12 protein-coding genes, 1 tRNA gene, 2 rRNA genes and 1 pseudogene are annotated in these 16557 nt (G+C 58.3%); 6 read left to right on the top strand and 10 right to left on the bottom strand.

Translation table 11 applies throughout. The features are described 5' to 3' along the window. Window positions 1–33: 33 nt before the first annotated feature. The 3 genes from TM49_RS02895 to TM49_RS02905 are packed head-to-tail and all read right to left on the bottom strand — an operon-like array spanning window position 34 to window position 3116. Entirely contained in the window at window positions 34–1326 is a 1293-nt protein-coding gene (locus TM49_RS02895) for an extracellular solute-binding protein (RefSeq protein WP_082074598.1), read from the bottom strand. A gap of 30 nt (window positions 1327–1356) precedes the next feature. Further along, a complete protein-coding gene (locus tag TM49_RS02900) occupies window positions 1357–2199 on the bottom strand; it encodes a carbohydrate ABC transporter permease (RefSeq protein ID WP_045679467.1) in 843 nt (280 codons plus the stop codon). Next, on the bottom strand, window positions 2196–3116 hold the full coding sequence (locus TM49_RS02905; protein ID WP_045679468.1) for a carbohydrate ABC transporter permease: 921 nt from the start codon (window positions 3114–3116) through the stop codon (window positions 2196–2198). The genes TM49_RS02900 and TM49_RS02905 overlap by 4 nt, the downstream gene beginning before the upstream one ends. A 155-nt stretch (window positions 3117–3271) precedes the next feature. Between TM49_RS02905 and TM49_RS02910 the strand changes: the two genes are divergently transcribed. Further along, complete coding sequence (locus tag TM49_RS02910; protein ID WP_045679469.1) at window positions 3272–4009, top strand: FadR/GntR family transcriptional regulator; 738 nt, start codon at window positions 3272–3274, stop codon at window positions 4007–4009. A gap of 142 nt (window positions 4010–4151) precedes the next feature. Here TM49_RS02910 and kdgD read toward each other — a convergent pair whose 3' ends face one another. The 3 genes from kdgD to TM49_RS02925 are packed head-to-tail and all read right to left on the bottom strand — an operon-like array spanning window position 4152 to window position 6819. Further along, on the bottom strand, window positions 4152–5054 hold the full coding sequence (gene kdgD, locus TM49_RS02915; protein WP_045679470.1) for a 5-dehydro-4-deoxyglucarate dehydratase: 903 nt from the start codon (window positions 5052–5054) through the stop codon (window positions 4152–4154). Window positions 5055–5081: 27 nt separating this feature from the next. Then, the gene (locus TM49_RS02920) at window positions 5082–6056 is read right to left on the bottom strand and encodes a mannonate dehydratase (RefSeq protein WP_045679471.1); all 975 of its coding nucleotides are present in this window, start codon (window positions 6054–6056) and stop codon (window positions 5082–5084) included. 55 nt (window positions 6057–6111) lie between these two features. Then, window positions 6112–6819 carry a FadR/GntR family transcriptional regulator gene (locus tag TM49_RS02925; RefSeq protein WP_045684660.1) on the bottom strand — a complete coding sequence of 236 codons (708 nt, stop codon included), beginning with the start codon at window positions 6817–6819 and terminating at the stop codon, window positions 6112–6114. Between the two features lie 143 nt (window positions 6820–6962). On the opposite strand from TM49_RS02925, the gene TM49_RS02930 reads away from it, so the two are divergent. Genes TM49_RS02930 through TM49_RS02950 form a run of 5 tightly spaced genes read left to right on the top strand, consistent with a single transcriptional unit; the run spans window position 6963 to window position 12062 of the window. After that, a complete protein-coding gene (locus TM49_RS02930) occupies window positions 6963–8561 on the top strand; it encodes an ABC transporter substrate-binding protein (protein ID WP_045679472.1) in 1599 nt (532 codons plus the stop codon). A 19-nt stretch (window positions 8562–8580) separates the two neighbouring features. Next, window positions 8581–9609 (top strand): ABC transporter permease, encoded by a 1029-nt coding sequence (locus TM49_RS02935; protein ID WP_045679473.1) that lies wholly within the window; start codon window positions 8581–8583, stop codon window positions 9607–9609. A gap of 11 nt (window positions 9610–9620) precedes the next feature. Then, window positions 9621–10499: an ABC transporter permease gene (locus TM49_RS02940; RefSeq protein ID WP_045684662.1), complete on the top strand. Its 879-nt coding sequence runs from the start codon at window positions 9621–9623 to the stop codon at window positions 10497–10499. Next, window positions 10486–11328 (top strand): ABC transporter ATP-binding protein, encoded by an 843-nt coding sequence (locus TM49_RS02945; protein WP_045679474.1) that lies wholly within the window; start codon window positions 10486–10488, stop codon window positions 11326–11328. Before TM49_RS02940 ends, TM49_RS02945 begins: the two co-directional genes overlap by 14 nt. Further along, a complete protein-coding gene (locus TM49_RS02950; protein ID WP_045679475.1) occupies window positions 11325–12062 on the top strand; it encodes an ABC transporter ATP-binding protein in 738 nt (245 codons plus the stop codon). Before TM49_RS02945 ends, TM49_RS02950 begins: the two co-directional genes overlap by 4 nt. 96 nt (window positions 12063–12158) lie before the next feature. Here the strand turns inward: TM49_RS02950 and TM49_RS23295 are convergent. The 4 genes and pseudogenes from TM49_RS23295 to TM49_RS02965 form a co-directional block, all read right to left on the bottom strand. Continuing rightward, window positions 12159–12353 (bottom strand): annotated as a pseudogene (locus tag TM49_RS23295) (integrase core domain-containing protein); the annotation flags it as partial. A gap of 254 nt (window positions 12354–12607) precedes the next feature. Then, window positions 12608–12684, bottom strand: a tRNA-Met gene (locus tag TM49_RS02955). A 244-nt stretch (window positions 12685–12928) separates the two neighbouring features. Further along, window positions 12929–13044, bottom strand: a 5S ribosomal RNA gene (gene rrf / locus TM49_RS02960). Window positions 13045–13253: 209 nt separating this feature from the next. Next, window positions 13254–16184 (bottom strand): 23S ribosomal RNA (locus tag TM49_RS02965). Window positions 16185–16557 lie beyond the last annotated feature (373 nt).

Here is a 16557-nt window from a genome sequence, read left to right on the forward strand (position 1 = left end):
CGGCGGACCTTAGCCCGCCGGGAATTTCAGGTATCAGAGGCGCGCCATGATCCGCTTTTCCGCGGTTTCAAGCGCCTGCTCGGGCGTTTCCACGCCCTTGGCGACATTGTCGACGGCAACCTGGACGGCATCTCCTGCCAGGCGGTCATGGGTATTCAACGGCCATGACTTCATCGTGCGCTGCACCTCGGCAAAAACCGTGTTGACGTTCTGGCCGCCGTAGTAGGGATCTTCGAAATTGATCCAGTCAGCGCTTCCGGCCGGCAGATAGGCGGGGTAGAGGTCGTCGTTCTGGTATTGCTGCTTCAGGCTTTCATCATCGGTGACAAGCCAGTGGATAAAGGCCCAGGCGGCTTCCTTGCTTTTCGAGGTGTTGAGCACGCCGATAAAGTCGCCGCCATAGTTCCAGGACCGGCTACCGTTTTCGTCAGCGGGAACCGGTGAGACACCCCATTTTCCGGCGTCGTTGGGCGCAAACGCCCGCTTCAGCAACCCGCCGAACCAGTTGCCCGACATGATCGTGGCGATCTGCCCCTTGCCGAAAGCGGACTGCCATTCGGGCGACCACATGGAAAACGGCGAGATCAGTTTCGCCTTGCCCGCCTGATCGATCAGGTCAAGCGCATCGATGATGACCGGATTGTCGAGCTGAAGATTGCCGTCGGCATCGAACCAGCCGATGCCGGCCTGACCCATGCGCACCGTCAGTATCTCGAGGCCGTTGGCGATCATCCACCGTTCGTTGGGGACGATCATCTTGCTGCCTTCCGAAAGGAAAGCGTCCCAGGTCGCGAAAGTGTCGGCGACCGCGTCGGGTTCGGACGAAAGCCCGACCTCGTCGAAGATGTCTCGGCGATAGAACATGGCGCCGGGGCCGGTGTGCTTGGGCAGTGCGACGATCTTGCCATTGTCCGTCTTGACGTTTTCGGCGGCAAAACCGGCGAAATCCTCAAGCAGCGGACCGGCGTTGAACGGCTCGGCGGCGAGATCGACCCATTGCGGACGCTGCCGCAGAAGCGCCAGTTCGTTGATCTCGATCATCGCCACATCCGGGCCGGAGCCGGACAGAAGGGCGCGCTGAACGGTGTTGAGATAGTTCGAATTCGCGTTCGGGAAGCCCTGAACATTGACGGTGATATTGGGATATACCTTGTTGAAAGCGGGCATCAGCGCCGTGAAGGTGCGGTCGTTGTTGGGCCACGTCCAAACGCTGATTGTCGCGCTCAGCTCGGGATCCACCGCCATCGGCGTTCCCTGCGCGAAGACGGGGCGGGCGACCAGCGTCGCCATGGACATTGCCAGCATTCTGCGTCGTGTCAGATCCATTGTTTCCTCCCTGAGTGGACCTTCGGATGATTACTTCACCGCTCCGGACGTGAGACCGGCGATGAACTGTCGCGACAGAAGCGCAAACAGGATGAACACCGGAACGAGCCCGATCAGGGTCGCCAGCATCACTGCGGGTGTGTCGGAAAAATGCGTGCGCGACAAAAGCGTCAGCGCCAGCGGCACGGTGAACTTCGCGCCGTCCGCCAGAACGACCAACGGAATCTGGAATTCGTTCCAGGTGCTGATCAGGGTCCACACGCCAAGGGCTGCGAGACCGGGCCGGATGATCGGAAGCACGACGAACCAGAAGGTTGCGATCGGGCCGGAATTGTCCATTTCCGCCGCCTCGTAAAGCTCGACGGGGATCGAGGAGCCGATATAGGTGTACATCCATACAACGCCGAAGCCGGATGCGATAGCCGGCACGATCAACGGCCAGAATGTGTTGAGCCAGCCCAGCCAGCTCATCTGCAGGAAAAACGGTATCAGCGCCAGCGACGGCGGAAAGAACAGGGTGGCGAAGGTGACCGCGAGCAGGAATTTGTGGCTTGGGCGGCCGGTGTAGCGCGCCAGCCCGTAACCGGCAAAACTCGACACCAGCACCAGACCGATCGTTTTCGGCACCACAACGGCGATGGAATTCCAGACCGGCCTGAGGGGCGGAAACACGTCCGCGATCCGGCTGTAGTTCTCCATCAGCTGGTCGCCGAACCACAATGGCGGCGGAAACTGGAAGACCTCGGCAAGAGACCGTGTCGCAAACACCGCCGTCCAATAGAGCGGCATGACGAAAATGAGAGAGAGCAGCAGCAGCCCGATGGTCAGGATCAGGTTCCAGCGACGCTCGGAATTCGCCCAGAGCTGTCTCATGACGTGGCTCCCAGATTGGCGCTGATGCGGCGATAAAGCAGGGTCATGGCGACGACGGCGATGAAAATGTACCAGCTGACCGCGGCGCCAAGACCGAAATCGAACTGGGTGAAGGCGGTCGCATAGAGATACATTCCAAGTGTGCTGGCCGCGTCATCGGTGCCGCCGGTGCCCTGCGTCAGCACGTAAGGTTCGTCGAACATCTGCAGGCCGCCGATGGTCGCCGTGATCACCGAAAAGGCGATCGATGGCGCCAACAGCGGCATGGTGATGCGGCTGAAGATCGACCAGCGGCTGACGCCTTCCATCCGCGCGGCCTCGTAGATGTCGCGCGAGATCGCCTGAAGCCCGGCCAGGAAGATGATCATGTGCCAGCCGGTCCAGCGCCAGACCACCAGCAGGACAACCAGCGGCTTTATCCACACCGTGGAATCGAACCAGCTGAAATAGGTCGGCGTGCCGGTAACCTCGCCGATCAGCATATTCACCAGCCCACCATTGGCGGTGAAGAACACCCTGAGAATGACCGCGGCGATGGCCGGGGCGACCAGAAGCGGCAGCAGGAAGACGAGCCGGAAATAGGTACGGCCGAAAACGGCATATTCGTTGATGACGACCGCCAGCGTCAGCGCCAGCCCCGCGGTGATCACCGTCGAGACGAGCCAGATATAGACGGTGTTCCAGACCGCCTTGCGGAACACCGGATCGCCCAGCGCCGTCAGGTAGTTATCGAGGCCGACGAACTGCGGCGGCGAAAACCCGTCCCACCGGTTGAACCCGAGCCAGGCCGAAAAGACGACGGGGAAGAACGAGAACGCCAGAAATATGATGAGAAACGGCGATACCGTCAGCCAGAGAGCGCCTGTGCCGCGCATGCGCTCGCCGCGGTTTCTTCGTTTGGCTCTGCTGATCGCCATGAAGCGCTCCTCCCGATGCACTCGACTGGCTGATTTCATTAATCAGACTAATGGGATTTGTCAAACCATTAATCAGACTAATTACCTAAAACCATGGATTGACCGCAGGTTTACGGCTGTATAGGCTTTCATTAATCTGATTTAAAAGGACTGCAATGCTCGACGACGCAAGCGCCTCACCGCGCAGCAAGCCGCGCGTTCATCGCCGCACGGTGACGCGCCTGGCCTTTCCCATTCTGAAAGGCGAATATCCGCCGGGCCACGTGCTGCCGCCGGAAGCGGAATTGTGCGAAAATCTCGGGGTCAGCCGCAGCGCCTTGCGCGAGGCGATCCGGACGCTGAAAGACAAGGGCATGATCGAGGCGCGGCCGCGCCATGGCACGGTGGTGCTGCCGCGCTCGACCTGGCACATGCTCGATTCCGATCTTCTGGCCTGGGCGATGGAGATCGATCCCGGCGCCGAGTTCGTCCTGTCGCTGATCGAGGCCCGCCAGGTGATCGAGCCGGCCGCGGCGCGACTTGCCGCGATCAGGGCCAACCCCGATGACCTGAAACGGCTTGATGCTGCCTTTGCCGAAATGAGCGAGGCCAAAGCTGAAGGTGATTTCGAGCGCTTCAACAAGGCCGATATCCACTATCATGTGGTTCTGCTCCAGGCCTCTGCCAATATCGTTTTCATGCATCTGTCGAACATGATCGGCACGGCCCTGTCGATCGCCTTCCGCATGTCGATGGAGGGCGCACGCGAACCGGGCGCCTCACTTGCCGTTCATGGAGAGGTGATCGAGCGCATTCGCGCCCGCGATCCGGATGGGGCCCATGCCGCCATGGTGCGCCTGCTGGCAATCGCCGTGATTGATCTCGGTCTGACATCCTACGAAACGGTCAAATAGCGGTGCTCCGTTTCGGGGGGGGGGCTACCGTTGCCTCATGGGTTGGTGTCACTTCGTGCTCGCCGCGGTTTTCCGTCCGGGCGTGCTGCCAGCGCGGTGGATTTCAAGTTGGATCTGCGGATTTTGTCGCAGCCTGAAGCAATCAGACTATTTGATCGATCAGTGCCTTGAGCTCGTCCATTTCGCTGGCGCTGAGATCGGTCAGTGGAGGGCGAACCGGTCCGGCGCGGCGGCCAATGGCTTCCAGTCCCGCCTTGATGATCGACACGGCATAGCCCTTCTTGCGGTTGCGCATAGCCACCAGCGGAAAGAAAAATTCCTTGAGAAGCCGGTCGGTCGTTTCCTTGTCGCCCTTGCGCAGCGCCGAATAAAAATCCTGCGCAAGCTGCGGTACAAAATTGAACACGGCGGAGGAATAAGTGGTTACCCCGGCTGAATAATAGGCTTGTGCATAAAGCTCGTGGGTGGGCATGCCGCCGATATAGACCAGTCTGTCCTGGAGTTGAGTGGTGATCTCGATCACCCGGTCTACCTCGCCGTAGCCATCCTTGAACCCGATGAGATTGGAGCACGTATCGGTCAGGCGCAGAAGGCTCTCGGCGGTCAGAACGATATTGTCGCGATTATAGACGACGACGCCGATGCCGACTGCGTCGCAAACCGCCTTGACGTGGGCGATGAGCCCCTCCTGCTCGGCGAACATCAGATAAGGAGGCAGCAGCAGGATACCGTCGGCTCCTGCCGCTTCGGCGTTTCTTGCCATCTCGACGGCCATTGCCGTACCATAGGCCGCCCCGCCGACGATGGGCGTCCTGCCGGCGCTGGCCTTGGCGATCCGGGTGACGCGAGCAGTCTCGTCGGGTGTCAGCGAAAAGAGTTCGCCAGTTCCTCCAGGCGCGAAAAGGACAGCGGCGCCATAGCCGTCGAGCCAGTCGATATGGCTGCGGTAGGCTTCCTCATCGATGCTGAGGTCAGGTTTGAACGTGGTTACGGGGAAAGACAGCAAACCGCTACCCAAAGCGGATTTCAGGTCGTCAGGGGTCATGGAAATTCAATCCGATGGTAAAGCTGATCAGTAGGTTTCAAGGGCTTGGAGCAGAGCGGCGATGTAGCCGTAACAATAGGCAAAGGCGACGCCCTGCGGGTCCCGGCCGGAAATGGTCGGTACATGATCGGGCATGATCATGTACTTGTAACCCACCTCCTTGTAGGTCTTGAGCGAGGCGGCCATGTCCATGTCGCCTTCATCGGGGAAGGTCTCCATGAAAGACAGTTTCCGGCCGCGAATATTGCGGAAATGCAGGTTGAAAATCTTGTCCCGGCTGCCGAACCAGCGAATGACGTCGTCAATCTCGTCGCGCGGGTTGTCCAGCATCTCGCCGACCGTGCCCTGACAGAAATTGAGCCCGTGATAGGGGCTCTCGCGCATCTGCACGAATTTTTTGAGCCCTTCGACCGTTCCGAGCACACGGGTAACGCCCTTGTAACCGGGCGGGGTATGCGGATCGTGAGGGTGGCAGGCAAGGCGGATCCTGTTGGACTCGGCGACGGGGACGACGCGCTCGAGGAAGTAATCAATGCGCTCCCAGTTTTCGTCCTCCGGCAGCACGCCGGCCAAGCCAGTTGCGGCATTCTGGTCGGTCTGGTCCCAGCGAAACGAGGCGTTCAGCGAACCGCCGCGCCCCTTCTCGTCAGGTGTTCGCGGAATTCCGATCAGGTTGAGATTGTACTTGGCGGCGGGAATGCCGGCCTTGGCTAGATTTTCAACCAGGGTACAGATCGCATCGATCTGTCTTTCGCGCTCGGGGCCGGCCAGCAATATGTCCGGATAGGTCGCGGTCTCGATCGGGCTGGAGGGGAGGGGAAGCTGGATCATATCCAGAACCAGATCGAACGCCTCGACCTTTTCGCGCAGCCGCAAAAGATCGTCCAGTGTCCATGAGCCGGGCTCGCCCGCTGGGTCGGCGCAGATGTGCTTTATGCCCAGCTGGGCCCAGACCCGATAATCCTCATCATCGCGCGCGGCGAGTTGGGTACCCACATACATACCAATCTCCTCTTCAGGCATATGACATAATATGAATTTTAGGGCCTGTCGAGAGCTATCTTGCCAATCGTCGATAACGTTTCTGACTCCCGATCAAATGATCGCGCATGGCCTGACGGGCCGCTTCCGGATCCTGGTCGGCGATAGCATCCAGTATAAGCTGATGTTCATTCAGCACCCCGAGGAGGTACTGTCGGTCTGTGGCGCTGGGCAAAGTGGGAAACTGACCGCGTGGTATGGATCGCTGGCCGAATTGCTTGAGGGCGTCAGTGAAGTAGCGATTGTTGGTGGCTTCGGAGATGGCCATGTGAAAGGCCAGGTCGGCGTCCACTGTGGGTGCGTCCGTCTCGATAAGTCGCTGCATTTCCTGGTTGGCGTTGCGAATGGCATCTTCCTGTTGCGCAGATCGCCGATAAGCCGCGACGGCGGCGGCTTCGGTCTCGATAGCGATACGAAATTCAAGCATTTCAAGCGTTTGTGGAATGCTTTGGATTTCGATGGGGGTAAGGATGAATCCGGTGCTGGGCAGGTCTTCGCTGACGAACATACCCTTGCCCTGAACAGGTGTGACCAGGCCCGCCGAGCGCAGTTCGGCAATGGCCTCACGCACCACGGTACGGCTCACGGAGAACTGCGCTTCCAACTGCGGCTCTGTGGGTAATTTGGCTCCGGCCGGCAGTTCGCCGTTCTCGATCTTTTGCCGGAATTGCTCGACAAGGGCCTGAGCAAGTCTGGGCCTGCGGTGCCGCGTCATCTGGGCCATAACACTTTCCTCTTCGAACCCTTTCTCGCCAACTGTGGCTCTTAGTCGCATTAACTATTGTCAATCCGCCAAAGATGCAATAGTCATAATACGACATACGACCGACATCGCATGTTGGTATGTTATATCGAGGAGGAGTATCAATGAAGCTTTTTTCTACCCGATTCATTTCGGGCGCCGCTCTTGCCATGGCTTTGTCCGTGGCGCCTGCGGCCTTTGCCCGCACGCCGGTTGACCAGTTGGTGATCGGTACCTCACTGGCGCAGGTTCTCTCGCTCGACCCGCAGCAGGGTACAGAGGTCAAGACGCAGGAAATATTGGCCAACACCTATGATCGCCTGGTGCAATTCAGCGGTGAGGAAGGCTATGCCATCCGCCCGCAGCTGGCCGAAAGCTGGGAAGTCGACGATACCGGCATAACATTTCATCTGCGCGATGCGACTTTTGCGTCCGGCAATCCTGTCACCGCAGCGGATGTAGTGTTCTCGCTGACGCGCCTGATCATGATGGATCAGTCGGCCGCCGCGAATCTCAAGAATGTCGGCTACACGCCTGAAACCATCGCCGATCTCATCTCAGCCCCGGACGAGAAGACCTTCCGCATCGAGATGACCGACAGTGTCATTCCCGAGTCGCTGCTCTATCGTCTGGCCGGTGGCACGGCGAGTGTCGTTGATAGCGCCGTTGTTAAAGAGCATGTTTCCAATGACGACTATGGCAATGCATGGCTGCGGACCAATACGGCGGGCTCTGGTCCCTTTGTCCTGCGCCGCTGGACCCCGAATGATGTGGTGCTGCTCGAAGCCAATGAACAATATTGGGACGGTGCACCGGCCATGCGTCGCGTCATCATGCGGCATGCGCCCGAGAGTCAGGCCGCCCGCCTGATGCTGGAACGCGGCGATATCGATGTCGCCAATGCGCTGACCGCGCCGGATGTGCTGACCTTTACCGACAAGGAAGGGTTCTCCATCGACGAGGTCAAGACAGGCGGCTATTACGTTCTGTCGATGAATGCCGGCCGCGAGCCGCTGTCCAATCCGTTGGTGCGTGAGGCCATCGCTTACGGTATCGACTATCAGGGCATCGCCGACACGATCCTTGGCCCCTATGGCCGGCCGCGCAATGTCCCCGTACCTGAGGATTTCGAAGGCGCGATCGATAATCCGGACTGGTCTTTCCAGCCTGAGCGGGCGCGTGAGCTGCTGGCCGAGGCAGGGTATGCCGATGGCTTCGATCTCACCTTGAAGACCATTGCACAGACCCCGCGTGTCGATATGGCCACCGCCATTCAGGCCAGTCTGGCCGACATCGGCATCAATGTCAGCATTCAGCAAGGCAATGGTTCGGATATCGTCGCCTCGCACCGTGCGCGTGATTTCGATCTGCTTATCCCCCAAACCGGGGCCTTCATGCCGACGGCCCTGGGGTCGATCGACAATTTCGTCACCAATCCGGACAACGCGCTCGAAGCCAACAATGCCGGCAATTTCGTGTGGCGCTCGGCCTGGGACATTCCGGAGCTGAATGCGATGCGCAACGAGGCCAATGGCGAGCGCGACGATGCCCGCCGTCTCGAATTGCTGCGGCAGATGCAGGAAATGTTCATCGCACAGAAACCCGCCGTGCTGCCGATGTTCGAACGGTTTGAACCCATCGTGATCAGTGAACGGGTTCACGGCTATGAGGGGCACCCCTGGTCGTTGACCCGCCTCGACGACGTCACCAAGACCGAAGACTAAGCAAACCGGCCGGCCGATCATGACGGAATTTTCGCTCATCGAACTGGGCAAACGCCTGGGCCAGCTTGTGCTGAGCCTGTTTGTCCTGCTCGTCGTAACCTTCGTAATCGGTCGCGTCATGCCGACGGATCCGGTTGGTGCAATCGTCGGTGAACTGGCCGATCCCGCAGCCCTTGAGGCCATGCGGGCGCGGCTGGGGCTTGACCTGCCGCTTTACCAGCAGTTCTGGATCTATCTGATGGGCCTGCTGCACGGCGATCTCGGCAACGCCATTCTGACGGGAAACCCGGTGATGCAGGACCTGCGGGCCGCATTCCCGGCCACACTCGAACTGGCGACACTGGCTGTCATTCTTTCGACCCTGATCGGGGTTCCTTTGGGCATGACCGCGGCTTTTTTCCGCGACACCTGGATCGACCGGCTTGCCCGGATTCTCTCGCTGGTCGGGCATTCCATCCCGGTCTTCTGGTTCGGCATTGTCGGTCTGGTCATCTTCTATGCCAGCCTGTCCTGGGTTGGCGGACCGGGGCGTGTCGACATCTATCTTGAAGGTCTTGTGGAACCGCGCACCGGTCTGCTGCTGATCGACAGCCTGTGGGCCGGCGACTGGGAAGTTTTCCGGAGCGCGGTTCACCATATCATTCTGCCGGCTGCAATCCTGGCCTATTCCGCCATGGCCTATATCACTCGCATGACCCGCAGTTTCACCCTTGAACAACTCAACCAGGACTATGTGGTCGCTGCCAGGGCCAAGGGCGCATCGAACTGGCGCATTCTGGCCGGTCACATCCTGCCGAACATCGCCGTTCAGCTTGTTACCATCCTCGCCATCTCCTATGGCAGCCTGCTTGAGGGGGCCGTCGTCACCGAGATCGTGTTCTCGTGGCCCGGTATCGGACAATATATGACCAATGCCCTGATGATCGGTGACATGAATGCCATACTGGCGACCACCCTGATCATCGGCGCCATTTTCATGATGCTCAATTTCCTTTCGGATCTTGCCTATCTGGTTCTTGATCCGCGTACACGCGAGGTAGCCTCGTGACCACCACGACCATTCAATCTCCGGCCCATCAGGCCTTTACACGCCTTGTCACCGGCTTGCGCAACGCGCTGTCGAAACTCTCGCAGGAGCCGGTGGGCATGTTCGGCTTCCTGTTTCTGGCGTTGCTGGCGGTCATCGCCATTCTCGCCCCGCTGATCGCGCCCTACAGCCCCACCGCGCAGAATCTCGGTCAGGCGTTGTTGCCGCCCAGTGCGGCACACTGGGCCGGCACGGACGAGTTCGGTCGCGATATTCTCTCGCGTCTGATTTATGGCACACGCATCACGTTCCAGACCGTTCTGGCCGTCTCCTTCATCGTCGGCCCCCTGGGGCTGGTTATCGGCATTGTGGCCGGCTATATCGGTGGCAGGACCGATGCCGTTCTCATGCGCATTACCGATATCGTCCTGTCCTTCCCCTCGCTGGTGCTGGCACTGGCGTTTGCCGCAGCGCTGGGTGCCGGTCTGGGAACGGCCATCATCGCCATCTCGCTCACGGGCTGGCCTGCCATTGCCCGCCTTGCCCGGGCCGAGACCCTTGTCGTGCGCAATACCGACTATGTTGCCGCCGCCCGCCTTTATGGCGCCTCACCGGTTCGATTGCTCGCGCTCTACATTGCGCCCATGTGCATTCCCTCGGTGGTTGTGCGGCTTACCCTGAACATGGCGGGGATTATTCTCACCGCTGCCGCTCTTGGTTTTCTGGGGCTTGGCGCCCAGCCGCCCGCGCCGGAATGGGGCGCGATGATCTCCAGCGGCCGGCGCTTCATGCTGGACAACTGGTGGGTCGCCGTCATGCCCGGTATCGCCATTCTTTTCACCAGCCTGGCCTTCAACCTGGCCGGCGATGCACTTCGTGACATATTGGATCCCCGTCATGCCCGCTCCTGATCCTATCCTATCCGTTCGTGACCTGGCCGTTCGCTTCGGCCGTTCCAGTATCGTGGCGGTCGACGGTGTCAGCTTCGACGTCGGCGCCGAGCGCGTCGGCGTCGTGGGAGAATCCGGCTCGGGCAAATCGACCATGGGACGCGCCATCATGCGGCTCCTGCCGCCATCGGCGGATGTTGCTGCAGGCAGACTTGATTTTGAGGGCGCACCCGTTCTGACGCGCAGCGAAAAGCAGATGCGCGGCCTGCGCGGCAACCGCATGGCGCTGATCATGCAGGACCCGCGTTATTCGCTGAACCCTGTGCTTTCTGTCGGAAAGCAGGTCGCCGAAGCTGCCAGGCTGCACCAGAAGCTGGGAAAGAAGGCGGCCTATGATCGCGCCGCGGAAATGCTCGAACGTGTGCACATCCGCGACGTGGAGCGGACCATGGCACTTTATCCGCACCAGATTTCCGGTGGTATGGGGCAGCGCGTCATGATCGCCATGATGCTGCTGGCAAAGCCCCGGCTGGTCATCGGTGACGAGCCGACATCCGCACTTGATGTCAGCGTGCGCGGCGAAGTGCTCTCACTACTCGACGAGATGGTACGGGAAAACAATTCCGGCCTTCTGCTGATCAGCCACGATATCCGCATGGTGGCCGCCTTCTGCGAACGTATTCTCGTCATGTACAAGGGACGCGTCGTGGAAACGCTGACGCGTCTGGAAGACGCCCAGCACCCCTATACTCAGGGTCTGGTCGGCGCGATGCCCGATCCGCGCCATCCGGTACGACGGCTCGCGACACTGGACCGGGCGGCCATTGAAAAAGCGGAGGCATTGCCGTGATCGAGGTCACTGAGCTCAACGTATCATTCGGTGCGCGCGACGCCCGTAAGCATGTCGTCAAGTCTGTCTCCTTTGCGGTGAAACAAGGCGAGACGCTCGGCATTGTCGGCGAATCCGGCTGCGGGAAGTCTACGGTTCTGCGCTCGCTCGCCGGTCTGGATCGTCATTGGGAAGGGCGCATTGCCCTGTCCGGACAGCAGGTGAACAAGACCCGCAGCCGCGAACAGCTCGCGCTTGCCCAGATGGTGTTTCAGGATCCGTTCGGCTCCATCCATCCGCGTCATCGTATCGAGCGGGTTCTGGCCGAGCCGATACGGGCCATGGGGCGCGGCAGTGGATGGAACCTGGTCGGGCCGGCGCTGGAACGTGTCGGCCTGCCCGCAACCTTCGCCGAGCGTTTTCCGCACGAACTCTCCGGTGGCCAGAGGCAGCGCGTGGCCATTGCGCGCGCACTCATGCTGGAGCCGGAAATATTGCTTCTGGATGAACCGACCTCGGCGCTCGATGTTTCGGTGCAGGCCGAAATCCTGAACCTGCTGGCTGATCTGCGGGACGATCAAAGGCTGACCTATGTACTGGTCAGCCACGACCTGGCCGTGATTGCCCATATGTGCGATCGTGTTCTGGTCATGAAGGATGGCGCCTTCGTGGATGACCTTTCCAGGCAGGATCTGGCCGCCGGCATCACCCATCATCCATACGCAGCCAGTCTGTTCGCGGCCAGCTATCTTTGAGAGATCTGCTCAGACGATAGGCCGGGTGATCAGTTCACCGTGAGCCGTAATCGATAGGTTGTTTGACCTGAGACCCGACGACCCTCCATTTCTCCGGAGAGTCTGGTTTTTCTTGTGATACGCAAATGGCGCGGTGGTAGCAATCGGCAGAAACGCATAGCCTCCTTCCTGCGCAGCGCTGGAGCCGATTGCGGCGATAGTCCCGGCATAGGCTGCCGGGTTTTGGTATCCAAGCGATGAGTGTGGCCGGAAATTGTTATAGTAGTCGGCCCACCCGTCAATGGCAGCACGCTATCGCGAGCAGGTTACAGAGCTCTTCGCCGGCTTGGGCGAAGCTAATCAGATGCTGGGCTCGAAGGAAGAGCTGCGAGATCTGATCGAGAAGATTGTTCTGACTCCATCGGACGACGGAGCGGGTCTCGATATCGACCTTCATGGCGCGATTGCGGGGCTACTGCATCTCGCAACGGGTGTATCGGCGCAGAATAGCAAAAAGGCTTCACCCGACGAGAGTGAAGCCCTTGATATTGTTGATAAAACAGATTTGGTTGCGGGGGCAGGATTTGAACCTGCGGCCTTCAGGTTATGAGCCTGACGAGCTACCGGGCTGCTCCACCCCGCGTTATTGTTTGAGCGTCCTGGGTTATGGTTTGAGACGGTTTGTCTCGTTCCTGCCCGGGCTATTGTTTTGTTACACAGCAAAAAGCCGCCTTGACGGCGGCTTTTGATCGGCAGTCGCCGTTTGTGTTATGAGAAGATATCCTTTGCTCAGCGCGACCGCGCGTCGCCGATGGTTCGGCGCGCCGTGTGCAGCGTGGCCGAAGGCCACGACAGCGTGAACACATAAACAATGTTGCATTTGGCAGACCTGGCAGCGACCTACTCTCCCGTGTCTTGAGACAAAGTACCATTGGCGCTGGGGCATTTCACGGCCGTGTTCGGAATGGGAACGGGTGTTGAGGACCCCGCCATAACCACCAGGTCGGCCAAATGCAGCATGTTTTCGAGAAGCTGGTTGTTGTTGAAGCGCTTCAGTAACGCACATTGGCGAAGACTGTCGAGGGACGACCCTCAGCAGCTTGCCTGCGTCGCGTGAGCAGCGCCGTCCGCAGCGAAGCGATCGAAGATCGCGACAGCGTGAGGACAAAAGATCGTGTTCATCGGCTATGCCGATGAACATGAACAATGAGAACGATCAAGCCGATCGAGCGATTAGTACCGGTAAGCTTCACACATTGCTGCGCTTCCACACCCGGCCTATCAACGTTGTCGTCTACAACGGCTCTGATAGGGAATACTCGTTTTCAGGTTGGTTTCCCGCTTAGATGCCTTCAGCGGTTATCCATTCCATATATAGCTACCCTGCTATGCCCTTGGCAGGACAACAGGTCCACCAGAGATATGTCCATCCCGGTCCTCTCGTACTAGGGACAGATCCTGTCAATATTCCTACACCCACGGCAGATAGGGACCGAACTGTCTCACGACGTTCTGAACCCAGCTCACGTACCGCTTTAATTGGCGAACAGCCAAACCCTTGGGACCTGCTCCAGCCCCAGGATGCGATGAGCCGACATCGAGGTGCCAAACAACCCCGTCGATATGGACTCTTGGGGGTCATCAGCCTGTTATCCCCGGCGTACCTTTTATCCGTTGAGCGATGGCCCTTCCACGCGGGACCACCGGATCACTATGACCGACTTTCGTCTCTGCTCGACTTGTCAGTCTTGCAGTCAGGCGGGCTTATGCCATTGCACTCGACGAACGATTTCCGACCGTTCTGAGCCCACCATCGCGCGCCTCCGTTACTCTTTAGGAGGCGACCGCCCCAGTCAAACTACCCACCATACACTGTCCCGGATCCGGATAACGGATCGCGGTTAGACATCCACGAAGATAAGGGTGGTATTTCAAGGATGGCTCCACAAGAACTGGCGTCCCTGCTTCAAAGCCTACCACCTATCCTACACATGCCTTGGCGAATGCCAGTGTAAAGCTATAGTAAAGGTGCACGGGGTCTTTCCGTCTGACCGCAGGAACCCCGCATCTTCACGGGGAATTCAATTTCACTGAGTCTGCGTTGGAGACAGCGGGGAAGTCGTTACGCCATTCGTGCAGGTCGGAACTTACCCGACAAGGAATTTCGCTACCTTAGGACCGTTATAGTTACGGCCGCCGTTTACTGGGGCTTCAATTCAATGCTTGCACATCTCCTTTTAACCTTCCAGCACCGGGCAGGCGTCAGACCCTATACGTCGTCTTAAAGACTTCGCAGAGCCCTGTGTTTTTGATAAACAGTCGCTACCCCCTGGTCTGTGCCACCTCTCAATACTTGCGTATAAAGAGGTCACGCTTCTTCCGAAGTTACGCGTGCAATTTGCCGAGTTCCTTCAACGCAGTTCTCTCAAGCGCCTTGGTATACTCTACCTGACCACCTGTGTCGGTTTCGGGTACGGTCTCACGACGGGGCTATTTCCTGGAACCGCTCCACCGCACACTCAATCCAATAAGAATGTACGATTTGTGCAATCCGTCACCACCGCCTGGCCCACGAATATTAACGTGGTTCCCATCGACTACGCGTTTCCGCCTCGTCTTAGGGGCCGGCTAACCCTGCTCAGATTAACTTTAAGCAGGAACCCTTGGTCTTTCGGCGAGGGAGTCTCTCACTCCCTTTATCGTTACTCATGTCAACATTCGCACTTCCGATACCTCCAGATGCCCTCACGGGTCATCCTTCATCAGCCTACGGAACGCTCCGCTACCACGTGGATAAATCCACATCCTCAGCTTCGGTGCATGGCTTGAGCCCCGGTACATTTTCGGCGCAAAGACCCTTATTTAGACCAGTGAGCTGTTACGCTTTCTTTAAATGATGGCTGCTTCTAAGCCAACATCCTGGTTGTTTTGGGATCCTCACATCCTTTCCCACTTAGCCATGACTTGGGGACCTTAGCTGGAGGTCAGGGTTGTTGCCCTTTTCACGACGGACGTTAGCACCCGCCGTGTGTCTGCTGAACAGTACTCCATGGTATTCGCAGTTTGGTTAGGATCAGTAAGACGGTGAGTCCCCATAGCCCATCCAGTGCTCTACCCCCATGGGTATTCATTCAACGCTCTACCTAAATAGATTTCGCGGAGAACCAGCTATCTCCGAGTTTGATTGGCCTTTCACCCCTAGCCACAAGTCATCCCAATCTATTGCAACAGATGCGGGTTCGGTCCTCCAGTTGGTGTTACCCAACCTTCAACCTGCTCATGGCTAGATCACTCGGTTTCGGGTCTAATGCAGCTAACTAAATCGCCCTATTAAGACTCGCTTTCGCTACGCCTACACCTACCGGCTTAAGCTTGCTAGATACACTAAGTCGTTGACCCATTATACAAAAGGTACGCCGTCACCCTTGCGGGCTCCGACTGTTTGTAGGCATCCGGTTTCAGGTTCTCTTTCACTCCCCTTGTCGGGGTGCTTTTCACCTTTCCCTCACGGTACTGGTTCGCTATCGGTTATGCACGAGTACTTAGGCTTGGAGCGTGGTCGCCCCATGTTCGAACAGGATTTCACGTGTCCCGCCCTACTCAAGGACAATGACTGTTCTACGCATACGGGGCTATCACCCATACTGCCAGGCTTCCCAACCTGTTCTGCTTTATTCATCATTGCCACTGGCCTGATCCGCGTTCGCTCGCCACTACTTGCGGAGTCTCGATTGATGTCCTTTCCTGCAGGTACTTAGATGTTTCAGTTCCCTGCGTTCGCTTCTTACCCCTATGTATTCAAGGTAAGATACCTTTTAGCGATATCTAGAAACCATTTGGGTTCTGTCTTCACGCGCGTACAGGCTGCTGCCGCAGCCTGCGCTCCAGACGGGGCGGCGCAAAAGCGCCGACGGCCGGTCGGCCTACGGGGAAATCCCTCGCAGGCATCCTGCCATCGTCCACTCTCACGACCACATCGCAAGAACCAAAATGATTTTCTAGATATCTAAGGTGGGTTTCCCCATTCGGATATCCATGGATCAAAGCTTATTCGCAGCTCCCCACGGCTTTTCGCAGCGTATCACGTCCTTCATCGCCTGTGCATACCAAGGCATCCACCAAATGCCCTTAAGACACTTGATCGTTCTCATTGCTGATGTTCATCTCTATGTCCGGCCTTTTGTATAACCCGGACGATGCCATCAACACGATCTGACCACCGACCCAACAAAGTCGGCAGTCTCATTTTTTCAAGACTGAATGTCCTTCTTTTCGTTCTTCGTAGCGCAAGCGCGCGTCGCCGGAAGTCCGGCGACCCCGCGGAGGATAGGTGCGTAAGCACCGCTCATCCGTGAGCGATAAAAGAACTAAAAAGACATTCGTCTTTTTAGACCAGCTTCTCGAGATAATGTCCGATGATGTGCGGTCAGGCGCATCAATCCAACGCATCCGTCAGATGAAGGACAAGTCCCTCAAACAACAGATCGTCGTTACAGACAGAGCTTCCTTTCAAAAC

Source organism: Martelella endophytica, assembly GCF_000960975.1.
Taxonomy (GTDB): Bacteria; Pseudomonadota; Alphaproteobacteria; order Rhizobiales; family Rhizobiaceae; genus Martelella; species Martelella endophytica.